Genomic DNA, 20,964 nt, shown 5'->3' with positions numbered 1-20,964 from the left:
TATGTATTAGTAGTCGTACGAATAGATGTTGGACAGAAAACATCACAGGATTTGACATGGGTTGGAGACCAGGCTACCTGTAGACGCTTCCCAGCAGCCGTGTGTGCGGCTGTAATACCAGACTGGTCAAACAATGTAGACATCGACTGCCAATGACACATGCAAGAGGCTATCTGAGGGCTGAGGAGGAGACTGTCAGTGCGACTAACATGGCGACTAGCGAAGAGACTAGTTCGTGTCGTCTGCCAGGTCATATGCCGAACCTTGCATGTGTCGCTGCCTCTCCCAGCTCCGTCAAAGCGGCGCGGTTCTCCCAGGAGAAAAGCACCTGATGTCATGCCCGTAATCCTGGCATTAACTGCGTCCGCCTCACAAGGTGAACTCCATCGGCCGCGTGGCAGCGCGCAGCTTCCTTACCGTGGGGAAGTCGTCAACTTCGGCCAACACGCATAGGGCTTCGGCAGCCATATCGTGCTCAGGCTCATCATCTAGAGCCTCTTGGATCTCGTCGGCCGCGTAGGCGAAGGTCACCAGCGACATGGTCGTGATCTCGCGATGCCTGCGTTCGCTGGCGAGCATGTCGATCCATTCCCGCTCGTCATCCGGCATCATGAGCGCATCGGCAGTCGCCACGATCACATCGGCGGCGTGTGTCAAAGTGTCGATGTTGGCACCAATCCACTCCTGTTCCTGGCTCAATTGGGACTCACCGGCTGTCCGCATGTCGCGCGCGCGCTTCTCATCGGGGCGACCGTAAGTCGTGAGGCTAATCAAGCGATCGAACCGATCCTGCACTCCTTGGCCTCGGGTAATGGCGTAGCTTGCACCAATTTGCCGGCGCAGGACGTCCCGAGGTAGGCCGATCCGGAGTCCGAATCGCAGCGCGGCCAGCTCGGCGCTGCGGTCCAGCCACCACAGCGCGTTGACGAGGCTGAGCGCGTCCAGGTGGTCAAACGCGCGCACTCCACGATTCGTCGCCGGGCAGCAGCGCAGGAAGCGCAGCACGTCGGCGGGGTCGGCGGTGTCCGGCGCCGGGATCTGGTCGCGCCGTGGATCGTCCATGCGTTCGCGGCGTCGAGCGATCGCTCGGACGAGCGCCGCGGCGTCGGCAGGAGGGGGAGCCGACTGCCAGTGCGCATGGCAACCGATCCCGGAGAACTCGCAGCGGAAGGCGTCGCCGGCGAGCAGCACGCGGTGTACCGCGTGAGTGCTGGTCAGCTCGACCACCGGTCGGGCGGTGCGCACCTCGGCGATCGCGAGCCCGAGAACTGCCGGCGTTGACGGGCTGATCGCGTCGTCGGTGAGGTCGGCGAGGAGTTCGTCCAGCCAGCGCCGGGCCGTGACGCCGTGGCGTTCGGCGGCGGCCGCCAGGTCGTACGCGACGGCGACGAGCTCGTCGCGGTGCTTGGTCAGCCAGTCCCACCGCGGGTCGTCGTGGTCTACGGTGCGGTCCCGGCGGGCCCGTCGGGCGAGATCCTGCGTCGGCTCGTCGTAGCGCAGCAGGTCAGTCAGCGTGGACAGCCGCCAGCGTGCGGGCTGGTGCGGGTCGCCACGGCCGGTGCGCCGGCGCCGGACGGAGCGCGTGTCGCCTTCAGCTCGCTCGTGGCTGTCGCGACCGATGCCGAGCCTCGCGCCGAGCTGGTCGTAGAACAGGCCGTCGCCCAGTCCGCCGCGTAGGTGGTGCCGTTCGGTGCGCCACCGGTCCCAGGAGCCGGCGATCACCAGCAGCTGAGCATCCAGTGCATCAGCTCGACTGATCCATCCCGGCACGGTGGGGACGGGGTGTTTCCGCAGGTAGGCGAGGGTTTCGCGGGGGTTCGACCGTGCGGGCGAGGGGATGTCGTCCGGGTCGCAGCAGCCAGCGTTCTGGTGCCTATGGGCGATACGACCGATACACCCGATGAGTTCGGTTCGGGTGATTCGAACGGGGGGCAGCATGTGGACCACTATTTCACTGCCATCTAGAGGCTGGCCCGGGGTGACGGGCCACTCAGGGAGCGTTTTGCGGAGCTCAAGCCCGTCGCCGTAGCCGCTGACCTGGGACTTTACCCTCCCCTGCCGTGCCCACGCGACCTCGGGAGCCCCTTGTGACACCTGGCCGACCCGCCTGCGACGGCGATCCGCACGGATTGCGCGGAATTGGCCATCGAACCCGCCCTCGAAGTGACTGCGCTGCCGTCGCTTCGAGGACAGGCTCCAGCGCGATGGCGTTGCCGCTCGTGCGCGGAGTTACGCCGCCTGAACAGGCGGGACGTGGATGAACGACATCGTGCTGTAGGCGAGCGAAGCGTTGAGCGACTGGTCGGTGTGCAGGTACGTCCGGGTTGTCCTCGGGTCGGCGTGGTCGAGGAAGTCCTGTACCTCGGCCAGCGTCTTCGTCTTGCCGAGCAGGGTAGCCGCGGTGTGCCGAAGCGAGTGCGGGGTGAGCTTGGCGGCCTTGGCCGGGGCGATGCCCGCCGCGGCGGCGATAGTGCGGATCATCTCGGCGAGCGCGTCCGACCGTAGTCCGCGGCCGCCGGGCCGGCCTTGATACGGCGTGGTGCTGAAGGCCAGGCCGTCGAGCTCGTCGACGGGCACGCCGAGGCGTTCGGCGACGAGCTCGAGGTAGAAGTCGACGGCGGTGGCCGCGTAGGGGACCAGCGGCTTGAGCCGGTCGGTGGTCTCCCCGCCGTCGCCCTTACCGTGGAAGCGAAGGACCCGGTGCCCGTCCTGGACCAGGCGGACGTCCGGGACGGTGGCCAGCTGGACCGCTCCGGATCGGACGGCGGTCGTGTAGAGCGTGCGCAGCACCGAGACGTCGCGGGCGGCGATCTCCAGCGCGAGCCCGCCGAGCGGCTTCGCGTGTTCCAGGCGACGGTCGGCCTCGGCCAGCAGCGCGTTGAGCTCGTCCTCGTCCAGGTACGTCGTCTTGGACTTCGCGCGCTGCCGCTTGGGGCGCTTGACCCGGGCGGTGGGGTCGCGGACGTCGATGTCGTTGTCGAGCAGGTAGCCGTACCAGGAGCCGACCGCGGCCAGCCGTGCGTTGACGGTCTGCGGGTTCTTGCTGTTCAGGTGGGTGGCCAGCCAGTCGTCTACGTCGGCGCGGCGGGCCGCGAGCGGGTCGACGCGGCTGCGCAGGCAGTAGTCCAGCCACTGCGCCAGCCCGGTCTCGTAGGAGCGGCGGGTGTGCGCGGACTCGGCGCCGGCGACTTTGGCCGCCCACAGCTCGGTCAGCCCGCGCAGGTGGTAGCGCTCGTCCGGGGCCGGCGGCGGCAGCACCAGGCTGGCCGCGCTGGCGAGCGTGACCTCGCCCGGCCGGGCGACCTCCGGCCCGCGGTCCCGCCGCAGCTCGACCTCGGTGCTCACTGGGGCTGGTCCGTTCCGGTCGCGCGCAGGCCGTCGAGCACGTGGGCGCGGCCCAGGCAGTAGGTGCCCGAGGCGACGAACCCGGCCACCAGGCACATGCCCGTCGCCGTGGCGATGGTGACGATCCGGCCGGCGGGCAGCACGAACGCGCCGACGAGGCCGGCGCAGGCGAGGACCGCGGCCAGGGTGAAGTACCGGTGGGTCCACTGCCGCCAGCGGCGCGCCACGTCGGGGACCGGCCGTGGGACTGATCGTGGGACCGTCACCGCGAAGCCTCCTGCGAATCGTTTCCGCTGTTCACCGCGTTGGCGTGCTCCCGCCAGATCCTCGCGCACGCCGGGCGCCGGCACCGAAGCTCCTCCGGGGCCTCCTCGAGCGCGACCGCGGAGTAGTCGTCGAGCACCTGGTGCGAGCAGACCGCGCTGAGCAGCCGGTAGCCGCTGCTGAGCGGCTGCCCGCTGGAGTGCACCTGCCCGGCCTCGCTCGCGTGGTAGACCTTCGTCGTGCGCGTGTCCGGGCGCGCGAACGACGAGGCGTCCCGGGGCGCGGCCAGGTAGTCACCCATCGCGGTGTTCCTGTGCGTTGTCGCTGTTCAGGGCCGCGCGGCGGGCTGCGCCGTGGCGCCGCAGCCGCCGGTCGGCCACCACGATCAGCGCCACCGCGGCCACCACGCACGCCAGCCCGGCCAGCAGCTGGTGCGCCCAGGTCAACAGCACGATCGCGGCGCCACCGGCTACGGCGACGCCGATGATCAGCAGCACGGTGGCCGCGGTGCCCGGCGGAGCCGGCCTCGGCGGTACCGCCGGCGGTACCGCAGCGGTCGTTGGGCCGGTGGGGGAGTGCGGGGCCGGGGCGGGCTCGCCCGCGGACCCGTTACCGCGCGCCAGGGCCGCTTCGTCGAGCTGCACCGGACGCACGTAGGTGGGATCGAGCAGTCGCTCCTGGCGGCCCGTGCGCAGCTGCACGGCGGTGGACAGGGCGTCGCGGTGGATGGCCTCGAGCTCGGCCGCCAGCTCTTCGCGCAGCTCGGTGTCGCCCCAGCCCCACTCCCGCGCCAGGCTGGCCAGCCGTGGGTTGGACCAGGCCGTGCGCAGCTCGGCGTCGGTGGGCGCGAAGTCGATCACGCCGAGCATCATGTCGCGCATCGCGGTCAGCTCGGTCTCGGTCGGCCCGGCGCCGGCCGGGTCGGTGTTCACGCCGTCTCCCCGGCACCGGCAGCCGCGGCGTCGCGCTGGGCGAGCTCGTTGAACGCCGCGGCGGCCGCGGCGTCGTCGGTGCCGCGGAAGTGCTCGCCGGTGTGGTCGGTGAGCCGGTAGCTGCGGACCGCGGTGGACCACTCCAGCCGCAGCACCCCGGCCTCGGCGACGACGATGCGGTCCTGGCGGTCGGCCAGGCCGCGGCGCACCAGCAGTTCGGCCCGGTCGGCGGTCAGCTCCGGCGGCACGACGTGTTGCGGGCGCGGGTTGAGCAGCCCGGCCGCGGCCAGGGCCTCGACCGCGTGGCGGGCGGTGAACTCACCCAGGCCGCGCCAGCCGTAGCGGGTGTGGTCGACGTCGCGGGTGCGGAGCACGTGCTCGGCCATCGCGAACACGTCCTCGCTGATCTCCTCCGCCGCCGGGTCGGCGGCCGGGGCGCTCACGCCTCGCTCCGGGTGTCGAGCTTGCGGAAGCCGGTCTCGGTCCGCTCGACGGTCTGGCCCTTCACGATCACCGCGCGGCCGGCGGGGACGTCGACGAGCAGGACGTCGCTACCCAGGTCGTCGGGCTCGTGCCCGCCGCACCAGGCCGCCATGACCCTGCGGTTGGTCAGCTCCAGGGTCATCCGGTCCGGGGCGCCGGCGTCGACGGCGAGCTGGTGGCGCGCCAGCTCGGCCAGCACGTCGGTGTCGGGCAGCTCGGGGCGGTCGGTGTCGGCGAACGCCGAGGCGGGGAAGGTCACCTCGAACTCGCCGACCATGTCGCCGTCGGCGTAGATGGCCAGCTGGCCCCACTGCTCGGGCTGAGCGATCCCGAGGTGGTCCAGCTCGTAGGTGACGCCCACGTGCTCGAACCGGGCGATGGTCTCGGTCGGCGTGCTGCTCATGCCGGTCAACTCCCTCAGTGTCGGTGGTCCAACAGGATGGGTGGATCTCGTGGTGGTGCGCGGTTTGTGCTGTTCAGGGCCGGTTCGTCGCCGCCCGTTCAGGGTGTGGCGCGGGACTGGGCCCGCCGTGCACCTCGACGACCAGGCCGACGCGGCGCCCATCGCGCACGAGCCTGGCCAGCACGTCCCGGAGCTCGGGCGCCAGCTGCGTGGTCTCGGTCTCGGTGAGGACGATCCACACCCGGTCAGCGGGGCCGGTGTCCTGGCGCTGAGCCAGGGCCTGCCCGGCCGCGGTGATGAGGTCCGCCGGGCGAGGGAACCTCCGCACTGCCATGCCGGTGTCGGCGTGCCACGTGCACGCCCAGACGGCGTCTTGTCCGCCGGGCGTGGTGTCTGTGCTGTTCAGGTCGCCCATGAGGTCGTCACCGTCCTTGGGTTCGGGCGATTCGGCGCGGCGCGCGAGTGCGGGCCGCGGTGGTGCCGCGGGTGGCGACGACGGCGCCGACGATCTCAGTGTCGCCGCGCTGGCGCAGGGCCTGGCGGGCCGAGGCGGGAAGTACCCGGTACCAGCCCTGCGGGTCCCGGATGACGTAGTGCTCGCGCATCAGGGCGGCCAGGACACCCCGCAGGCTCTCGACGGGAGGTGGCGGGTCGAGGTGAGCGCGCAGTTGGGTCAGCTTCCACGGGCGCGCCTCGTCGACGAGCACGACGTCCAGCACCCGCTGGCGAAGCGGCACGTGCGGGGCGTGGGCTTCGCGGTACTGCTTCGGCGTGAGCCGGGCCAGGACGTAGCGGCCGCGGGCGGGGACGAGCACCAGGCCGCGCTTGACCAGCCGGCCGAGCTGCCGACGCAGCTGCCCGTCCGAGGCATCGGGAAAGTGCTGGTGCAGCGACGCGAAAGTCCACTCCGCCTCCGGATCACTACGCAGCACCGCCTCCACGTCCTCCAGGCTCAGCCGCACCTGCGACCACTGCGCCGGCGGGGCGATCTGCCACGTGCGCGGGGTACGCAGGTCGGCCAGCTCGGCGCGGATATCCGCCAGCCGCGCCAGCAGGCGGCGCCGCTCGTCCTCGAGCGCGGCGACACGCGACTCGACGTCCGCATCGCCGCGCTCCTGCTCCTCGGCGGGCTCGGCAGCGCGGGTGTCGCTGGTCTCCGACCCGATCACGCTCGATCACCGCCACGCGGTGGACGGTCTCCGGTGCGCCACCGGGACAGCGCGACCTGGCGGATGTCCAGCCCCGCCTTGTCCTGCGCCGCCTGCTGCGTGGACTCGGCGCCGGCTGCCAGCAGCAGGTCCCTCGCGGTGTGCCACAGCGGGTCGAGCTGCCGGTAGAGCTCCGGGCGCATCGTCTCGTCTGCCCAGGCCCGGATTTGCAGGTCGGCGGCTCGGCGAACCAACTCCGCGTAGTCGCTGCCCCAGAGATCAGCGTGATCGCGCAGCAGGACGTCCGGCGCGGGCAGCGTGTTGATCCGGCCGTCGTCGCCGACCGTGAAGTCGTCGGGTGTGCTCATCCTCGGTCAGCGCCCCTCGGATTCCGTGCCCGCGGTCGGTTGCGCCTGTTCAGCGTCGGTCTCGGCCGGAGCGGGACGCGACGCGGTCTCCAGCTGCGGAAGGTCGCCGCGCTCCGAGGGCACATGGATGGTCTCCGGCGACGGTTCCTGGCCGTAGATGCGTACGAACTCCGCGGTGGCGTCGGCCAGCGCGCGCCCGGTCATCTGGGCGCCGGCGATCACGGCCTCCGCTTCCGGCGCGTACGGGCTCCTGCGGCGCCGGCGGAACGGCTTCATCGCGCGGTTCCTTCCTCGTCGGTCTGCTGGCTCGCGTTCGTGCTGTTCAGAGGGCTTGGAGTCGCATTTCCACGGTGCCGTCGGCTCCGGGCCGCACCCCGCCACCAGAACGTCAGCGCTGCGGCCGCGACCACGGCGGCGACAACGCCGATCCCGGTGGCGAAGTGCTCGGCGGGGGTGACCACGAAGAACAGGGCCGTACCCAGGACGACCGCCGCGGCGGCGACGGCGACGCCCGCGGCCAGCGACCCGACGCCGCGGGCGCTCGACTCGCGGCCGCCTACCGCGGGGGTCGGCTCGCCGGGGTGGTCCTCCGGCTGCTCTCCCCGGTGCTCGCCCGGTGCCGGCGTGCTCACGCCGCCCTCGCGCCGTCACCCCGGCTGGGCAGGAAGCTGTCGAAGATGGCGGCCGCGGCGACGATCCGGTCGGGCGCGGCGTCGACCGCGAGCTGGCTGAGCAGCCGGACCGCGACGGCGGCGCCTTCTGCCGCGGTGGCGTAGCCGCTCGGCCCGGGGGCGCCAGTTCGTCCGATGTTGCGCTGCATCTCGGCGAGGTCGGCCGCGAGCCGCCGGGCGGCGCTCTCGGCGTGCTCCAGCGTCAGCGCGAACTCCCGCTGTGCGTCCGCCTGGTCCTCGACGGGCCGTCCGGCGCCGCCGAGGTCGGGGTCCATGTTTTCGGTGCCCTCCAGAGCGCTCACAGCGCCTCCTCCCGTCGTTCCGACCCAGAGTAGTAGATAACCGTGCTTATCTACCACTGCCACAAGGTTACATGATTCGATTCGGATTCACAATCAACCCAGTTACGAACTCGAATCAAATCGTGGTAGGGTAGCGACCATGACCGATGAGCAGGGCGAGCAGCCCGCTGACCAGCAAGAACGCTCAGCGGCGGACCGCGCGCCCGCCGATCCCGGCGCGGCGACCGGCGATTCCGGTGCTCGCGGCGAGCGGCCCGGCGGCCCCGTCGCTGGTGAAGGCGGCGCAGACGGCCCGTCGACGTCCGACCCGGCGGGCGCGTTCTTCGCAGCGCAGGCCGACCTCACCGGCCGCCCTGCGGCCGAGCTGGCGGCGGAATCCGCCGGGGCAACCGAGCCCGGGGTCTTCGTCGACGGCGAGGGCCGACGCGGCTATGCCCGCCACGTGGGGCCCGCGGAGGTCGCCGCGGTCGCGGCGCGAACCCGGCCGGCGCGGCTGGATCCGGTCTCCGCCGTCGCGTTCAACGAGGCGCACGTCCGTCGCTGCGGGTTTTCCCGCTGCCGCAAGCCGCTGCCCGACGAGCAGCGTGCCGGGAAGAAGTCCGAGTACTGCTCGAAGGACGTCACGTCCTGGGAGGTCGAGCCCGGCGTGCTGAAGACCTGCGGGCAGATGGCGCGCTCCGAGCGCGATCTCGCCGCGGTCATCCGCCTCCAGACCGGAGCCGACGCCGAAGGACCGGTCGGCGTCCCCGACCTCGACGTCGTCGAACTGGGCGAACTCGTCGATACCGCTATCCCCGCTGTTCAGGCCGTCCTGGGGCCCATCACCAGCCTGCTCGACGGCCTGGGCGGCGTCCGCGCCCAGCTCGCGCAGGACGTGGCGGCCGCGCACGCCGCCCGCGACACCGCGCTACAGGAGGCGGCCACGGAGAAGAGCAACGCCGCGACCGCACGCCAGGTCGCCGTCGACGCCGAGGCCGCCAAGGCCGCCGCCGAGACACGGGCGGAAACCGCCGAGGACGCCGCGCGCCGCGACCGCCTGGCCAAGGAGCGCGCCGAGAAGGCCGAAGAGCGCGCCGAAGGCCGGGTCACCGAGCTCCAGGACAACCTGGAACGCGCCGACGAACGCATCGAGGCCCTGGCCGAAAAGGCCGAGAAGGCCGCCGGCGACCTCGCCCGCACCGAAGGCGAGCTGACCGCAGCCCGCGCCGCGACCGAGGAGCAGAAGCAGCGCGCCGAGGCTCAGGCGGAACGCGCCAACGCCGCCGTCGCCCAGGCCGCCGAGCTGGAACGCACGCTGCGCGAGGAGTTCGCCGCTGAGCTGGAGCGCCGCGCCGGCGAGCAGCAGCGCGCCCTCGACGATGCCCGCGCCGACTTCGACCAGCGACTCGAACAGGCGCGCCGCGAGTTCAACGCCGCCGTCGAGCAGGTCCGTGAACAGGCCGAATCCGCCCGCGATGCCGAGCGGCGGGCACACGCCGACCAAATCGGCCAGCTGCACCAACAGCTCGGCGGGCTCACCCAGCGCGCCGAAACCGCCGAGACCGCGCGGCGCGAGCAGGCCGGTCTGGTCCGCGCGTTGCGCGCCGCCCTGGCCCGAACCATCACGCTGGCCGGCGAGGACGACGTCGAGGACCGCGCGGGCCGGCTGGCGGAGCTGCGTCGCGAGTTCCGCGCCCTGTTGGAGGAGGTCGAGTAACCGGCACCAGGTGGCGGTGGACCGCGCGGACCCTGCGCGAGCCACGCCGGGCTGGTCAAGCACACCCCGCTTGACCAGCCCGGCGCCGCCCGCGCCACCGGGACGCGCTCCACCGCCACCGGCCGACGGCCACCAACACTCGACCAGGAGGACCACGATGTCGCTCTACGCCACGATCACCCGCATCACCGACGAGACCTCCACCGTGCGCGTCGACGGCCCCGGCGGCGCCCTGCCCCTGGAACAGCGCATCGAGCACCAGCCGGCGCCGCGCACCAGCCTCACCGAGCTGGGTACCGAGCAGGAGCGGGCCAGCGCCGCCGTGCTGACCGCCGCGGCCGCGCAGCTGCTGGCCGAGCGAGGCTTCACCCTCACCGACGACTGGCAGCGGCTGGGCACCTACGTCCCGACCTACGGCGCCCACGCCGCGGTCGCCGGCCCCGTCCGCCAGGCCCAGAACGCGGGCGCGTGACCGGCGCCGATCCCCGAGCCGGGCAACTGCGACCGGGGACGACCGTGCGCAACCCGCTCGGGCAGCCGCCCTGGGTCCTCGACATTGTCGCTGTTCAGGGCCCGGACGCCGAGCAGATGGTCACCCTCCTCGCAGTGCAGGGCACCGTCCGCGTGGCCGACGACTGGCCGGTGCCGCTCTACACCATCGCGGACGCGGACCTGGAGTCCTGCCTGATGCTGGAGGAGGTGACCCGATGGCCGAACTGACCCAGCGCGACGCCCAGCGGGAATTCGCCGACCTCCAGCACCACGACGACCTGGTCGCCCGGATCTACGCCGACCAGCTCCCGACCGAGGTCCGCGAGCTCGCCCTGGCCCTGGCATGGGTGAACCTGCGCGACCCGGCCCGGCACGCTCCCGACGCCGCGAGCAGCCTCACCCGAGCAGCCCTGCTGCTCGGCCGCGACGAGCTCGGCCGGTGGCGGCACAAGCTGGCCCTCGCCGCCGACGCTCCGCGCTACGAACCCGGCCGCGAGCACCAGCTGCGCTCCGGCATGACCTGCCAGGGCCCGCGCGTGCGCCCGTACCGCCCGCGCAGCGCCGTGGCGGCCAGCGTCCCGCAGTCGCCGCCCGGCACGCGGTTGGTGTGCGGCAACCACGCCACGATCAGCGTCGAGGAGCGGGACCTAGCCACCGGCCACATCGTTGCCCTGCACACCTTCTGCCGCCGCCACCACGACGACGCCGACCGCGTACGCCTCCAGCTCGACGCCCGCGGCGAACCACTGGACCCGCCGATCCCCAACACCGGCGGCTGGCTCCCGCGCTACTTCGCCCTCGACCCCTTGCAACGGCTGTACCGGTGGGCCAGGCCGGGCTGGACCCCGCCGCCCGCCGGACTCTGCCGCGACGACTGGCCCACCAGCGACGTCCGGTTCCTGCCCCGCCGTCACCGCCTGGCCCTCGTGGTCACCACCACCGACACCTCCGCCGTCCCCGCCCGCTGAACAGCTACAACCCGCCACACCGCCGCTGATCATCGAATTCCATGGGAACCTGAATTCCCTGATTCCGCCGGGCATCCGAGACCACAGCGACCCGACGCCAAGGAGAGCACCGCGATGGACCAGCCCAGCGCCGACGACCTCGCGCGCATGCGCGACGAAACCGTCGGGAACGTCGCCTTCGACGTCACCGACGAGCAGCTGCTCCAGGTGCGGCGCGACGATCCGCACCTGGTTGCCCTGGCCCGGGAATGGGGATGGGGGGACACCGAGGTCCGGGACCAGCTGTGCGCATACCTGGAAGCGCTCGGCGGGCGACCCCCAGCTCCCAGACAGCCGGTCACGGTCGGCCTGCGGGTCGACGTCGCAACGTACCCGCATCGCCGGCCAGAGACGCAGGACCCCGCGGCCAGTCCGTCCATCGCCGAGCTGACGGACCGGATCGAGCAGGCGATCGTCCGTTCGGAGAAGGTCCGCGCCGCCGGCGGGGCGGTCGTGGTGAGCCTGACGGACCGCCCCCAGGAAGCTCCGCAGCTCGCGGACACCGCGATGGCCCTGCGCGTGGATGTCACGGTGACCGCGTCCCGCTGGTCCGCCGACAACGAGACGCAGCTGCTGTCCGAGCAGGTGCGTGCCCACGTCGCCGACGTACTGGGTGTCGTCGAGCAGGCGGCCGGTGCTGTGACCACCGTGAACGTCGTCAGCCTGGTGTACGGCACCGACCGGGAAGAACTTCCCCGATGAGGTCATCACCAGCGCTTGCCGTTCCTGCCGGCGCGGACTCCCCTACGCTCCGGATCATGAACTTCGCCGACCTGACCCCGGAACGCCGCCGGGAACACGCCGCGAACCTCGCCAGCGACATCTTCGCCCCCGACGGCCTCACGCAGGTCGAACTCGGCCGCACCGCCACCGTCGCCCTGGCCGATCTGCTGGAGTTGCTGGCCGCGCGGCCAGCCGACGACCCGACCGGCGCGGAAGGCATCCTCAACACCACGGCACAACGCATGGCGGCCCAGCTGCGAGAACAAGCCGCACCGCAGGTCAGTTAGCCGCGACGTCCGCGTCCTCCGCTCATCAGGACGTCGAGGGGCGGCGCATCAAGCGCTGTACGTCTTCCTCGGTGATCTCGTCGCGCCAGATCGGCAGCTCCAGCATCGGCGTCCACACCCCGCTGACCTGGCGGCCGTCGTCGAGCTGCACGAATCCGCGGAACCGCAGCGGCAGCCGCTTGGTGGCCCGGCCGAGCTTGAGCATGCTGGCCCGCAGCCGATCCTGGTCGACCAGCCGCACTTCGTGCTGCTCGTCCCGGCTCAGGATCTCCGACGGCAGCAGGTAGATCGCCATCGCCTCCGCACTGGCTTCACCGAAGTCGAACTCGAGGCCGGCCTGCCGGACCCGGAGCAGGCCGTGGTCGCTGACCTCCACGCCGAGGTAGACGATCGACGGGACGTTCTCGAAGGTGACCCGCCGGTACACATCCAGCGGCATCATCGCCGCTTCGCGGTCACTCCCGCGCCCGGCGAGCAGCTGTACCTTCGCGGTCCGCGCGGACGCGGAGCCAGTCAGCGCGGCGACCGTCTCGCTCAAGGTGGAGACCTGCTGGCGCAACGCGGCCACGACGTCCTCGTCCAGAGCGGTTCCGACCTGCCCGACCTGGATCTCCTTCCACTCCTCCAGCAACTCGATCGGGAAGACGTCGGGGTTGTCGTCGACCATCTTGTGGTGCTTCAGGCATAGCAAAAGCAGGTTCTCGAACTCGTGGACCGGTTGGTAACCGGGTACATGCCGAGGACCCCGCGGCTTCTCCGAACGGATGTGCGCGACCTCGACGGTGACCGTCATGATCCCCTCGTAGCGCTGCACCAGCAGTTCGGGGCAGTTCGGGAACGCGCACCGGTTCGCGCTACCGAACAACAGCCTCGTGGTCTGGTCCCCCGGCCTGGGCTTACCGCTCGCCACGTTCAGCGCGTCACGAACGGCAGCCGTGCCGTCATGGTCGTCTTGGTGATGGCGCCGGGCCCGAGGATCGGTGGCAGAGTCGAGGTTGGCCTACCGCTCGATCGGGGTGATGCGCCGTCCTCGGCATAGGCCGAGGGGGCGACGAAGTCGAGGATGAGCACCCGCGGCAGGATCATCGCAGGCGCTGGTTCCTCGCTGGCCGGCTGATCGGTCATCACGGCATCGTAGCTGCGGGCGCCAGGAGCACCAGGTTGCGCAGCGCCGATTTCAGGTCCGGGTAGCTGTAGTACTCGCCTTCCCCGGCGGCGAACTCGCACTTGGCGACGAAGTCGCTGAACAGCGGCCCACGGGCGACGCCGAGATGAGCGGTCGCGTGCAGCAGCTGCACGGCCAGGCCCGGCATCTCTGCCGCGTCTCGGCACTGGCTGTTGCCGCACCAGACGGTGAGCGCTTCCGCGAGCGTGTCGAGCGAGAGGAACGCCGCGTGCTGCACCAGCAGACGACCCACCTGCTCGCCGGTGCGCCAGCTGCCCGCGGTCCGCAGCATCTCGATCACCTTCGGCAGGAAGAACTCGCACGGCCGGGCGGCGATGACCTGCTGGCGGTGGAAGTCGCCGAGCTGGTCGAAGCGAACCGTCAGGCCGGGCAAGCGACCGCGGGCGTAGGTGCTGCCCACCAGCGCCAGCCACGACGCGACCTCCGGCGGCAGCGGATCCCACTGGCCCACCGTGACAGGAGCGTTGAGCAGCGCTTGGAACCGCGTCGCCAGCGCCGGATCCACCGAGATCCAGAAGTAGTCGTCGTCGGCCATGCGGACCAAGGCCCGCAGCTGGACCGCGCCGTCGAGAACCTGAAACCGCTCGCGGGTCTCGCCCACGGCGTCGCGAACGGTGTCGCGAGCTACCTCGGAGAAGGCGCGCAACGCGAACGCCATCCGGTCGGCGTGCACGTCCGCCGGCATCCGGCCGTCCGGGTCGAGCTCGAGCATCGCGGCCAACGCGGCGATCTTGATGATGCTCTTGCGGGTGGCGGCCCGGACGCGGTCATGGAACGCGGCGCGGATGTGAGCCGCGGACGAGGCGAACAGCGGGTCGCAGATGAAGTTCTTGAACTCCTCCACCAGCTTGCGGCCCTGCGTGGGCGGGTGGACCAGCAACGTGGCCAGCGCGATGGCCAGGTGGCCGCGGGCGGCCTCGGGCCGAGGGTTGTACACCTCGCCCTCCATCCGCAGCGACGGGTGCGAGCAGAGGTGCCGGTCCTCCCGGATGCGGTCCAGTTCGCGTTTGCCGATGGTGTCGATCAGCTCGAACTCCACGGCCTTGTCGACCAGGGAGGCTTCGATCGCCTGCATGGCGCGCACACCCTCGGGCTTGAGCCCCTTCTCCTGCGCGTCGGTGACCTGCCGGCGGAACGCCTGGGCGCCCTTGTCGCCTTCATCGGCCAGGCGGATCAGCTTCACGATGATGTCCGCGCTCACCGCCGACCAGGTCGCGGCGATGCTCGCGCGGATCGCACCGGCGTTGTAGCAGCGCCACGCTTCTTCGGCGAGCGGCCGCACATCCGGGCTCCACACCTGCGCCACCAGCGTTTCCAGATCGGCCGCCACGCTCAACCCCTTCCACTTCCGCCACGTGCGAGCAGACGTACCACCCTACGAGCCCGCACCGGCAGGCGAAGCGCAAGTCCTGCACGACCGTGGCCGCAGGGAGGATGAAGGGGCTCCGGCCCGGCCGGAGCACCCCGCTTCGCACCCGACCACAAGGAGGACACCTCGATGGCCGGCGCCCCGACCGAGGTACACCAGCGCATCGACACCGAAGTCGCGCGGATGTCCGCCGCGCTGATCGACCTCAGCCGCGACCTGCACGCACATCCCGAGCTGGCGATGCAGGAAACCCGCGCGGTCCAGCGGCTGCTCACGTTCCTCGCCGACGACTTCGAGGTGACTCAGCCCTACGGTGGCCTGAACACCGCTTTCCGCGCCGACGCCGGCGACGCGACCCCGGTGATCGCCTTCCTCGCCGAGTACGACGCGCTGCCGGGCATCGGCCACGGCTGCGGACACAACCTGATCGCCGCCGGCGCGGTCGGTGCGGCCACAGCGCTACGCCGCGCAGCGCCCGAGATACCGGGCACCGTCGCGTGCATCGGTACGCCCGGCGAAGAAGGCGCCGGCGGCAAGGTGCTCCTGCTCGAAGCCGGAGCGTTCGCCGACATCGACGCGGCCCTGATGTTCCACCCCTCCGACCGGACCTGGCCGATCCGGCACGCCACCGCCTCGGTGCACCTGACCCTGGAATGGCACGGCGTCGCCGCCCACGCCGCCGGCAGCCCGCAAGACGGCCGATCAGCGCTCGCCGCGGTGATCCAGTTCTTCACCGGCGTCGACGCCCTGCGCCAGTTCGTCCCGGAGACCAGCCGGATGCACGGCATCATCGCCGACGGCGGCCAGGCCGCCAACGTCATCCCCGACTACACCCGCGCCGAGTTCACCGTCCGCGCCGCCACCACGGCCGAGCTCGACGACCTGCGCGAGCGCGTCATCGCCGTCGCCCACGCCGCGGCCGCGGCGACCGGGACCACCGTCAGCATCACCGCCGGCCTGGTCTACCGCGAGCGCAAGAACAACCACACCATCGCCGACCGCGTCGCTCACCACCTGCGTCGCCAAGGCGTCACCGTCGATCAGCCCGTGCTGCGTGGCGGCACCGGTTCCTCCGACATCGGCAACGTCTCGCTCGCCCTGCCCGCGATCCACCCGTACATCCAGGTCATGGATGCCGGGACGCCGACGCACTCCCGCGCGATGGCCGAGGCCGTCATCCAGCCACGCGCCCACACCGCGATGACGCAGATGGCCACCGCGCTGGCCTGCGCCGGCGCTGACCTACTCGCCGATCCAGACCTGTTCGCCCAGGTGCGGGACGAGTTCGCTACGCGAGGCCCAGACCTCGCCGCCGGGTGAACACCCACCTGGGACAGCGTTGCGGCCGAAGTCATCCACAGGTTCGACCGCCTACTACTACAGGTAAAGATCTACAGGAAAAGAACTACAGGGGACCGGCAAAAACCGGCCTCTGACCTGCGGCAACGTGCCCGTGGCGTCTTTCGGGTATGCGTCGCTGTCTTGCAAGTATGCGTCGCGACCTGGCGATTTCGGATCATGGTCGCTCACGAATATGCGTGGACAACCTCGACGGCGGACGGTCCTCTGTGGACAACCTGTCCGTGGGCTTCCAAGTATGCGTGGACAACCGTCGCCACCGTCCCCGGCAGGGTGAATCCCGCTCCCCGTCATCATGCCGAGGCGGCCGACGCGGACCCAGCGTGCGCTTCTGGATATGCGCGCGCCGGTGCCTGAGCCGCACGGGATGCGCGTCCCGCCCGCTCTGAATAGCGCATTTGGGATAAAACGGCTCGGATGCGTCGCTTGCAGATATGCGTCCGGGGGCGAGACGTCGTCGGCCATGACCAGGTGTCGCTGCGGTGCCTCGGTGGCTGGGCTCGAGCGACCACGTCCGCTGGCGTCGGAAGGCATCCTGAGCAGCCGGATTGCAGATATGCGTCGACAGCGTCGTGCTCTTCCGCCGGCGATGGTCTTCCAGATATGCGCCGCCGCGTCGTGGGCTGGGGTGGGAGCAACGACCCCTTCTCGGGGCGACCGCCCTGGAGTTCGCCCTGTTCAGAGCGTGAGCGCTTGCAGATATGCGTTCGGTCGCCCCCGGCGACGCGCCGTGCGAGACCCAGGTCTGCGGGCGTTGGACGTCCGACTCATAGGCTGTCCCGGTGGCGCGCAGCAAAACCACCGACCTGGAACGGGCGCGAGAAGCTGCTGCCATCTGGGAGGCCAACCAACAAGGCCACCAGGACATCGGGTACCTGCCGCGGGTCATGGCGCAGGTGTCGTTGCCCTACAACCGGCCCAAGCCCGGGACGCTGGTGTGGAGCCGACGCAACGGCGACACCGAACTCCTGCTGACCCCGCGCATCGTCACCGACGGTCCGAACGGCAAGGCCGGAACGCCGATGTTCCCCTTCGGGTCCTACCCGCGGCTCCTCGTCGCCTGGCTGGCCACTCAGGCCGTGCGCACGAACGGGGCGGTGATTCCCCTCGGCGACACCGCGAAGGGGTTCCTGTCCGAACTCGGCATCGGCAACACCGGCGGCTCCAGCGGCCCGGCCGGCCGGTTCCGCGAGCAAGCGTTGAACCTGCTCGAGTCGTCGTTCACCATCAACGTCACCCGGGCCGGGCACGACGAGGGGCACCGGTTCCTGGTGGCCTCGCATTGGGACCTGTACTGGGGAAAACCCGGCCCGGACGGCCAGATCGCGATGATGCCCTCGACCATCGTGCTCTCGGACGAGTTCTACCGGTACGTTCGCGCGAGCCCGGTGCCCGTCGACTGGGCGATCATGCGATGGCTCGGCGCGGCGATGGCTATGGACCTCTACGTGTGGCTGACCTACCGGTTCAGCTACCTGCAAGAACCGTCCCTGGTGCCGTGGCTGGCTCTGCGCGCCCAGCTCGGCAGCGACTACGCCGACGACGTGAAGGGCATGGCGAACTTCCGCAAAGCGGTCGTCGCCGCCATGGCCTCGGTGCGCGCGATCTACCCGGAGGCCAGCGTCAGGGTCACCAAGGACGGCCTGCTCCTCACACCGAGCCGCACATCGGTCCCGCTCCGCGGACTGCGCGCCATCACGGCCGGGGCGTAGGCCCGGCGCATATCTGAAAGCCAGCCAGCTCCCAGGGCCGCGGCCTGGATCAGCTTCCGGCCGCCTGGGTCGGAATCGGCGTCGGAGACGGGCTGAGGCAGGTGCGGTCCCGGCCGCCCTCCTTGGCCTCGTAGAGCGCGGTGTCGGCTCGCCGCAGCAGATCGTCGATGTCCTCGACGTCGGGCGCGGGAAACAGGGTGGCGCCGATCGACACCGTCAGACCGGTGAGCTCGAGCGGGCCCTGGCCGTCCTCGCCGGGGATCTCCACGACCACCGAGTGGATACGGCGCCGGATGCGTTCGGCGACCGCGAGCAGGTTGCGCGGCGAGCTGACATCGGGGATCACGATCGCGAGCTCGTCACCGCCGAAACGGCCGCAAATGTCCTGTTCACGGGTTTCCTCGCGCAATGCGTCGCCAACCGCGGCGAGGACCTGGTCGCCGACGAGGTGTCCGCCGCGCTTGTCGTTGATGGTCTTGAAGTGGTCCAGGTCAACCAGCATCACGCCCAGCGTGCCGTCGCGGTCCTGAGCGCGGGCGAGCGCCTGTTCGGCGAGCTCGCGCCACCAGCCGGCGGTCGCCAGCCCGGTCTTCGTGTCGGTGCGCGCCTTGTGCTGGAACTGGTGCAGCAACAGGCTGCGGTGCATGGCGACCAGGGCGACGACAACGCCGGCCAGCACGACCGGGTGACCGACGACCAGGGTGGCCGCCACCACGCCGAGGCCCATCGTGCCGGCCTCGGACAGGTGCTCGGCGAAGTTGCGGAACAGGTCGCGGATGTCGGCTTTCGCGTTGCTGATCAGGATCGCGGCCATCACCATCGACGCGTTGACCAGCCAGCGCAGCGCGGCGGCCGCGGCGACCACGACGAGGTCGATCAGCCCGGCCGGCACCGCGGCGTCCGGGACGCCGGGGTAGTGGTGCATCCCGAGCGCGAGGACCGCGACGGCGGCCTGGGTGCCGCACACGACGGTGGCGCCGCTGAACGCCCAGCGGTAGAGCGGGACCGGGCGCTCGTGCGGCCAGATCCGCCACCACGCGACCGCGTAGGTCAGCACGACCATCGCCGACGCCATCACCGGCGGCAGCACCAGCACCGCGGCGAAGCTCCACACGCTCTTGGTGTCCAGGTACGGCGCGGTGCTCCCGCGCCAGTACTCGCGTTGGCGTTCAATGCGGCGGGTGAACTCGATGTAGACCACGGCGCACAGGGCCAGCACGCCGAAGCGCAGCAGGTCGAGGCGGGTGACCGGCATCAGGAAGGCCGTCGAAGTGGCCGCCGCGATGGCGACGCCGTAGACGGCCAGGACGTAGGTGCGCACGTGCGACGGGACCTGCCACAGGGCTAGGCCCGTGACCCATCTGTATGGTCTTCCGATCCGCCCCTGCACTAGTCCCCACCTGCATAAAGAGCGCAGCGTGTCTGCACCCCCAGGCCACCGTAACCGAATCTGTACGCGGCGTCCCCGCTGCGACCAGGGACGATGGTCTACGCCGCCGGGAATGCACCCGGATAGCCCAACGGACAAGCTCTTCCTGCCGGAGGAGGTGCCCGCCATGCGCGACGTGAACTGGTGACCCCAGCCCCGACGCGGCCGACCAGGCCCTGACGTCGGTTCCGCTGCCCCACACCGCTGAACAGCCCCGTCTGGGCTGGATGACGCCTGTCGAGGAGGTGCCCTGCCATGCGCAAGGACGTGAACTGGTGACCCCGGCCGACCAGGTCGGTCGGTCCGACAGCTCAGGTCAACCCGTCGTCGGCCGTGAACAGGCCGCACGGCATCCCTCGAGGAGGTGAACCTCATGCGCGACGTGAACTGGACGACCAAGTAGGACAGGGGCAGCTCCCCTGCATGCCCAATCTGTCCTTCGAGAGCATTCACTGCCCGAGGTCGTCGGCCTCGTTCCGCGCCGGGAGTGACGGCGCGGACGAGGCCGCACGTCTCCACGCCGCCGCGGCCGCGGCGGCCATGAGCACGCCGGCGGCCGCGGCCGCGGCGATCACCAGCGAGGGCGGCAGCAGCTGGGCCAGTAGCCCGGCCAGCACGATGGCCACGCCCTGCGCTGCCCGCAGGGCGGCCATCGCCAGCCCGACCGCGCGCCCGCGCATCTCCGCCGGCGCGGTCGCCACGTAGGTGGACTGGATGATGATGTTGTGCGCCGAGCACGCGCCCGACACCGCCCACAGCACGACGCTGACCACGACTCCCGGGCCCCAGCCGGTCGGCAGCAGCACCAGGCTGGTCGCCACCGCCAACGGGCCGAGCAGTCGCAGCCGGCGATCCGGAGCCAGCCGCTTCAACAGCAGCATGCCGGCCACCATCCCCAGCGGGTTGGCCGCGAGCAGCCACCCGATCGCGGCGGAGCCGACGCCCAGCTGCGCGGCGTAGGGCACGGCCAGGCCCTCCGGCACGACGTACCAGCCCGAGCAACATGCCAACGTCAGCAACGACCGCAGCCGGGCGTCTCTGGCCACCACCCGCCAACCGGCCCGGATCTTCGCCCACTGCCCCTCGCCGGCCGCGTGCTCGCGCGGCGGCGCGTGCGCGGTCAGCCCGAACCGGATCACCGCGGCGGAGACGGCGAACGTAGCCGCGTCGACCCACAACGCCCCGGACGTCCCCAGCCCGGCGACCACCGCGGCGCCACCGCCGAACCCCAGCACGAGCCCAGCCTGGTAGGTCATCGACAGCACGCCGATCCCGACGGCGAGCTCGTCTCCGGTCAGGATGTCCGGCAGCACTGCCTGCCGCGCGCTCGAGAACGGCACGGCCAGCAACTGCACGACGGCGAGCAGCGCGACCTGCACCAGCAGCGGCACACCCGGCACCGCCATGAGCGCGACCATGACGCCGCGCCCGAGATCGGCGCAAACCATCACGGTCCGGCGCGGGAAGTGGTCGGCCAGTCCACCCAGCGCCGCGCCGCCGACGAGATCGGGCAAGTACGTCAACGCGTAGGTGAGTGCGGCCAGGCCCGACGACCGGGTCCTGTCGTACACGAGCACCGTGAGCGCGACCCGAGCCAGCTGGTCCCCGGCCACCGACAGCACGTGCGCGACCCACAACCGGCGGAACTGCGCCACCGCGAACACACTCCGGTAGCCCGCCGCCTCGGTCGTCATGGGCCCCAGAGTGTCGCTGACGCGGTACGCAGAGCAAGCACTCATGGCGCTGGTCGCCCATGACCCGACCACCGTATTTGCCACCGCTGATGCG

General features: G+C 71.2%; 26 protein-coding genes. 8 read left to right on the top strand and 18 right to left on the bottom strand.

The window, feature by feature from the left end; translation table 11 throughout:
* Positions 1-369: 369 nt before the first annotated feature.
* The 13 genes from AB5J73_RS47935 to AB5J73_RS47875 form a co-directional block, all read right to left on the bottom strand.
* Entirely contained in the window at positions 370-1,938 is a 1,569-nt protein-coding gene (locus AB5J73_RS47935) for a hypothetical protein (protein ID WP_370973703.1), read from the bottom strand.
* A gap of 291 nt (positions 1,939-2,229) precedes the next feature.
* Entirely contained in the window at positions 2,230-3,345 is a 1,116-nt protein-coding gene (locus AB5J73_RS47930) for a tyrosine-type recombinase/integrase (RefSeq protein WP_370973701.1), read from the bottom strand.
* Complete coding sequence (locus AB5J73_RS47925; RefSeq protein WP_370973699.1) at positions 3,342-3,572, bottom strand: hypothetical protein; 231 nt, start codon at positions 3,570-3,572, stop codon at positions 3,342-3,344. The genes AB5J73_RS47930 and AB5J73_RS47925 overlap by 4 nt, the downstream gene beginning before the upstream one ends.
* A 35-nt stretch (positions 3,573-3,607) precedes the next feature.
* Positions 3,608-3,910: a hypothetical protein gene (locus AB5J73_RS47920; protein WP_370973697.1), complete on the bottom strand. Its 303-nt coding sequence runs from the start codon at positions 3,908-3,910 to the stop codon at positions 3,608-3,610.
* The gene (locus tag AB5J73_RS47915) at positions 3,903-4,541 is read right to left on the bottom strand and encodes a hypothetical protein (RefSeq protein ID WP_370973696.1); all 639 of its coding nucleotides are present in this window, start codon (positions 4,539-4,541) and stop codon (positions 3,903-3,905) included. Before AB5J73_RS47915 ends, AB5J73_RS47920 begins: the two co-directional genes overlap by 8 nt.
* The gene (locus AB5J73_RS47910) at positions 4,538-4,984 is read right to left on the bottom strand and encodes a hypothetical protein (protein WP_370973694.1); all 447 of its coding nucleotides are present in this window, start codon (positions 4,982-4,984) and stop codon (positions 4,538-4,540) included. The genes AB5J73_RS47915 and AB5J73_RS47910 overlap by 4 nt, the downstream gene beginning before the upstream one ends.
* Complete coding sequence (locus AB5J73_RS47905) at positions 4,981-5,427, bottom strand: hypothetical protein (RefSeq protein WP_370973693.1); 447 nt, start codon at positions 5,425-5,427, stop codon at positions 4,981-4,983. Before AB5J73_RS47905 ends, AB5J73_RS47910 begins: the two co-directional genes overlap by 4 nt.
* A gap of 73 nt (positions 5,428-5,500) precedes the next feature.
* Complete coding sequence (locus AB5J73_RS47900) at positions 5,501-5,755, bottom strand: hypothetical protein (RefSeq protein ID WP_370973691.1); 255 nt, start codon at positions 5,753-5,755, stop codon at positions 5,501-5,503.
* Between the two features lie 94 nt (positions 5,756-5,849).
* A complete protein-coding gene (locus AB5J73_RS47895; protein ID WP_370973690.1) occupies positions 5,850-6,596 on the bottom strand; it encodes a hypothetical protein in 747 nt (248 codons plus the stop codon).
* Positions 6,593-6,943 (bottom strand): hypothetical protein, encoded by a 351-nt coding sequence (locus AB5J73_RS47890; protein WP_370973689.1) that lies wholly within the window; start codon positions 6,941-6,943, stop codon positions 6,593-6,595. The genes AB5J73_RS47895 and AB5J73_RS47890 overlap by 4 nt, the downstream gene beginning before the upstream one ends.
* A gap of 6 nt (positions 6,944-6,949) precedes the next feature.
* Positions 6,950-7,219 carry a hypothetical protein gene (locus AB5J73_RS47885; RefSeq protein ID WP_370973687.1) on the bottom strand — a complete coding sequence of 90 codons (270 nt, stop codon included), beginning with the start codon at positions 7,217-7,219 and terminating at the stop codon, positions 6,950-6,952.
* Positions 7,216-7,575: a hypothetical protein gene (locus AB5J73_RS47880; RefSeq protein WP_370973686.1), complete on the bottom strand. Its 360-nt coding sequence runs from the start codon at positions 7,573-7,575 to the stop codon at positions 7,216-7,218. The genes AB5J73_RS47885 and AB5J73_RS47880 overlap by 4 nt, the downstream gene beginning before the upstream one ends.
* The gene (locus tag AB5J73_RS47875; protein WP_370973684.1) at positions 7,572-7,916 is read right to left on the bottom strand and encodes a hypothetical protein; all 345 of its coding nucleotides are present in this window, start codon (positions 7,914-7,916) and stop codon (positions 7,572-7,574) included. The genes AB5J73_RS47880 and AB5J73_RS47875 overlap by 4 nt, the downstream gene beginning before the upstream one ends.
* A 139-nt stretch (positions 7,917-8,055) precedes the next feature.
* Between AB5J73_RS47875 and AB5J73_RS47870 the strand changes: the two genes are divergently transcribed.
* The 6 genes from AB5J73_RS47870 (at position 8,056) to AB5J73_RS47845 (ending at position 12,121) form a co-directional block, all read left to right on the top strand.
* Entirely contained in the window at positions 8,056-9,612 is a 1,557-nt protein-coding gene (locus tag AB5J73_RS47870) for a hypothetical protein (protein ID WP_370973683.1), read from the top strand.
* Positions 9,613-9,769: 157 nt separating this feature from the next.
* Complete coding sequence (locus AB5J73_RS47865; protein ID WP_370973682.1) at positions 9,770-10,084, top strand: hypothetical protein; 315 nt, start codon at positions 9,770-9,772, stop codon at positions 10,082-10,084.
* Positions 10,085-10,128: 44 nt separating this feature from the next.
* The gene (locus AB5J73_RS47860; RefSeq protein WP_370973680.1) at positions 10,129-10,332 is read left to right on the top strand and encodes a hypothetical protein; all 204 of its coding nucleotides are present in this window, start codon (positions 10,129-10,131) and stop codon (positions 10,330-10,332) included.
* The gene (locus AB5J73_RS47855) at positions 10,320-11,072 is read left to right on the top strand and encodes a hypothetical protein (protein ID WP_370973679.1); all 753 of its coding nucleotides are present in this window, start codon (positions 10,320-10,322) and stop codon (positions 11,070-11,072) included. The genes AB5J73_RS47860 and AB5J73_RS47855 overlap by 13 nt, the downstream gene beginning before the upstream one ends.
* A gap of 114 nt (positions 11,073-11,186) precedes the next feature.
* Positions 11,187-11,813 carry a hypothetical protein gene (locus AB5J73_RS47850; protein ID WP_370973677.1) on the top strand — a complete coding sequence of 209 codons (627 nt, stop codon included), beginning with the start codon at positions 11,187-11,189 and terminating at the stop codon, positions 11,811-11,813.
* Positions 11,814-11,869: 56 nt separating this feature from the next.
* Positions 11,870-12,121, top strand: a complete 252-nt coding sequence (locus AB5J73_RS47845) for a hypothetical protein (RefSeq protein WP_370973675.1) — start codon at positions 11,870-11,872, stop codon at positions 12,119-12,121.
* A gap of 25 nt (positions 12,122-12,146) precedes the next feature.
* Here AB5J73_RS47845 and AB5J73_RS47840 read toward each other — a convergent pair whose 3' ends face one another.
* The 3 genes from AB5J73_RS47840 to AB5J73_RS47830 form a co-directional block, all read right to left on the bottom strand.
* Positions 12,147-12,914 (bottom strand): hypothetical protein, encoded by a 768-nt coding sequence (locus AB5J73_RS47840; RefSeq protein ID WP_370973673.1) that lies wholly within the window; start codon positions 12,912-12,914, stop codon positions 12,147-12,149.
* A gap of 119 nt (positions 12,915-13,033) precedes the next feature.
* Positions 13,034-13,246, bottom strand: coding sequence for a hypothetical protein (locus tag AB5J73_RS47835; protein ID WP_370973671.1), 213 nt, complete (start codon positions 13,244-13,246; stop codon positions 13,034-13,036).
* Positions 13,246-14,637, bottom strand: a complete 1,392-nt coding sequence (locus AB5J73_RS47830; protein WP_370973669.1) for a hypothetical protein — start codon at positions 14,635-14,637, stop codon at positions 13,246-13,248. Before AB5J73_RS47830 ends, AB5J73_RS47835 begins: the two co-directional genes overlap by 1 nt.
* A gap of 168 nt (positions 14,638-14,805) precedes the next feature.
* Here AB5J73_RS47830 and AB5J73_RS47825 point away from each other — a divergent pair, with 168 nt between their 5' ends.
* Together AB5J73_RS47825 and AB5J73_RS47820 are read left to right on the top strand one after the other, a co-directional pair.
* On the top strand, positions 14,806-15,996 hold the full coding sequence (locus AB5J73_RS47825) for an amidohydrolase (protein WP_370973667.1): 1,191 nt from the start codon (positions 14,806-14,808) through the stop codon (positions 15,994-15,996).
* 821 nt (positions 15,997-16,817) lie between these two features.
* On the top strand, positions 16,818-17,747 hold the full coding sequence (locus AB5J73_RS47820; protein ID WP_370973665.1) for a replication protein RepA: 930 nt from the start codon (positions 16,818-16,820) through the stop codon (positions 17,745-17,747).
* Positions 17,748-17,796: 49 nt separating this feature from the next.
* On the opposite strand, the gene AB5J73_RS47815 is transcribed toward AB5J73_RS47820, so the two are convergent.
* Together AB5J73_RS47815 and AB5J73_RS47810 are read right to left on the bottom strand one after the other, a co-directional pair.
* On the bottom strand, positions 17,797-19,137 hold the full coding sequence (locus AB5J73_RS47815; protein ID WP_370973663.1) for a GGDEF domain-containing protein: 1,341 nt from the start codon (positions 19,135-19,137) through the stop codon (positions 17,797-17,799).
* A gap of 488 nt (positions 19,138-19,625) precedes the next feature.
* Positions 19,626-20,870: an MFS transporter gene (locus tag AB5J73_RS47810; protein WP_370973662.1), complete on the bottom strand. Its 1,245-nt coding sequence runs from the start codon at positions 20,868-20,870 to the stop codon at positions 19,626-19,628.
* Positions 20,871-20,964: the final 94 nt, after the last annotated feature.

It is taken from the genome of Amycolatopsis sp. cg9 (assembly GCF_041346945.1).
Taxonomy (GTDB): Bacteria; Actinomycetota; Actinomycetes; order Mycobacteriales; family Pseudonocardiaceae; genus Amycolatopsis.
The sequence above is the reverse complement of the archived record's forward strand: the minus strand, read 5'-3'. Positions and strand labels throughout refer to the sequence as shown.

What these genes read in the sequence shown, in the direction of transcription:
- AB5J73_RS47890 (WP_370973689.1), bottom strand. Translation starts at nt 6,943, where the DNA reads ATGAGCACACCCGACGACTTCACGGTCGGCGACGACGGCCGGATCAAC.
- AB5J73_RS47840 (WP_370973673.1), bottom strand. Translation starts at nt 12,914, where the DNA reads ATGACGGTCACCGTCGAGGTCGCGCACATCCGTTCGGAGAAGCCGCGG.
- AB5J73_RS47855 (WP_370973679.1), top strand. Translation starts at nt 10,320, where the DNA reads ATGGCCGAACTGACCCAGCGCGACGCCCAGCGGGAATTCGCCGACCTC.
- AB5J73_RS47870 (WP_370973683.1), top strand. Translation starts at nt 8,056, where the DNA reads ATGACCGATGAGCAGGGCGAGCAGCCCGCTGACCAGCAAGAACGCTCA.
- AB5J73_RS47810 (WP_370973662.1), bottom strand. Translation starts at nt 20,870, where the DNA reads ATGACGACCGAGGCGGCGGGCTACCGGAGTGTGTTCGCGGTGGCGCAG.
- AB5J73_RS47825 (WP_370973667.1), top strand. Translation starts at nt 14,806, where the DNA reads ATGGCCGGCGCCCCGACCGAGGTACACCAGCGCATCGACACCGAAGTC.
- AB5J73_RS47835 (WP_370973671.1), bottom strand. Translation starts at nt 13,246, where the DNA reads ATGACCGATCAGCCGGCCAGCGAGGAACCAGCGCCTGCGATGATCCTG.
- AB5J73_RS47920 (WP_370973697.1), bottom strand. Translation starts at nt 3,910, where the DNA reads ATGGGTGACTACCTGGCCGCGCCCCGGGACGCCTCGTCGTTCGCGCGC.
- AB5J73_RS47885 (WP_370973687.1), bottom strand. Translation starts at nt 7,219, where the DNA reads ATGAAGCCGTTCCGCCGGCGCCGCAGGAGCCCGTACGCGCCGGAAGCG.
- AB5J73_RS47845 (WP_370973675.1), top strand. Translation starts at nt 11,870, where the DNA reads ATGAACTTCGCCGACCTGACCCCGGAACGCCGCCGGGAACACGCCGCG.
- AB5J73_RS47865 (WP_370973682.1), top strand. Translation starts at nt 9,770, where the DNA reads ATGTCGCTCTACGCCACGATCACCCGCATCACCGACGAGACCTCCACC.
- AB5J73_RS47905 (WP_370973693.1), bottom strand. Translation starts at nt 5,427, where the DNA reads ATGAGCAGCACGCCGACCGAGACCATCGCCCGGTTCGAGCACGTGGGC.
- AB5J73_RS47935 (WP_370973703.1), bottom strand. Translation starts at nt 1,938, where the DNA reads ATGCTGCCCCCCGTTCGAATCACCCGAACCGAACTCATCGGGTGTATC.
- AB5J73_RS47850 (WP_370973677.1), top strand. Translation starts at nt 11,187, where the DNA reads ATGGACCAGCCCAGCGCCGACGACCTCGCGCGCATGCGCGACGAAACC.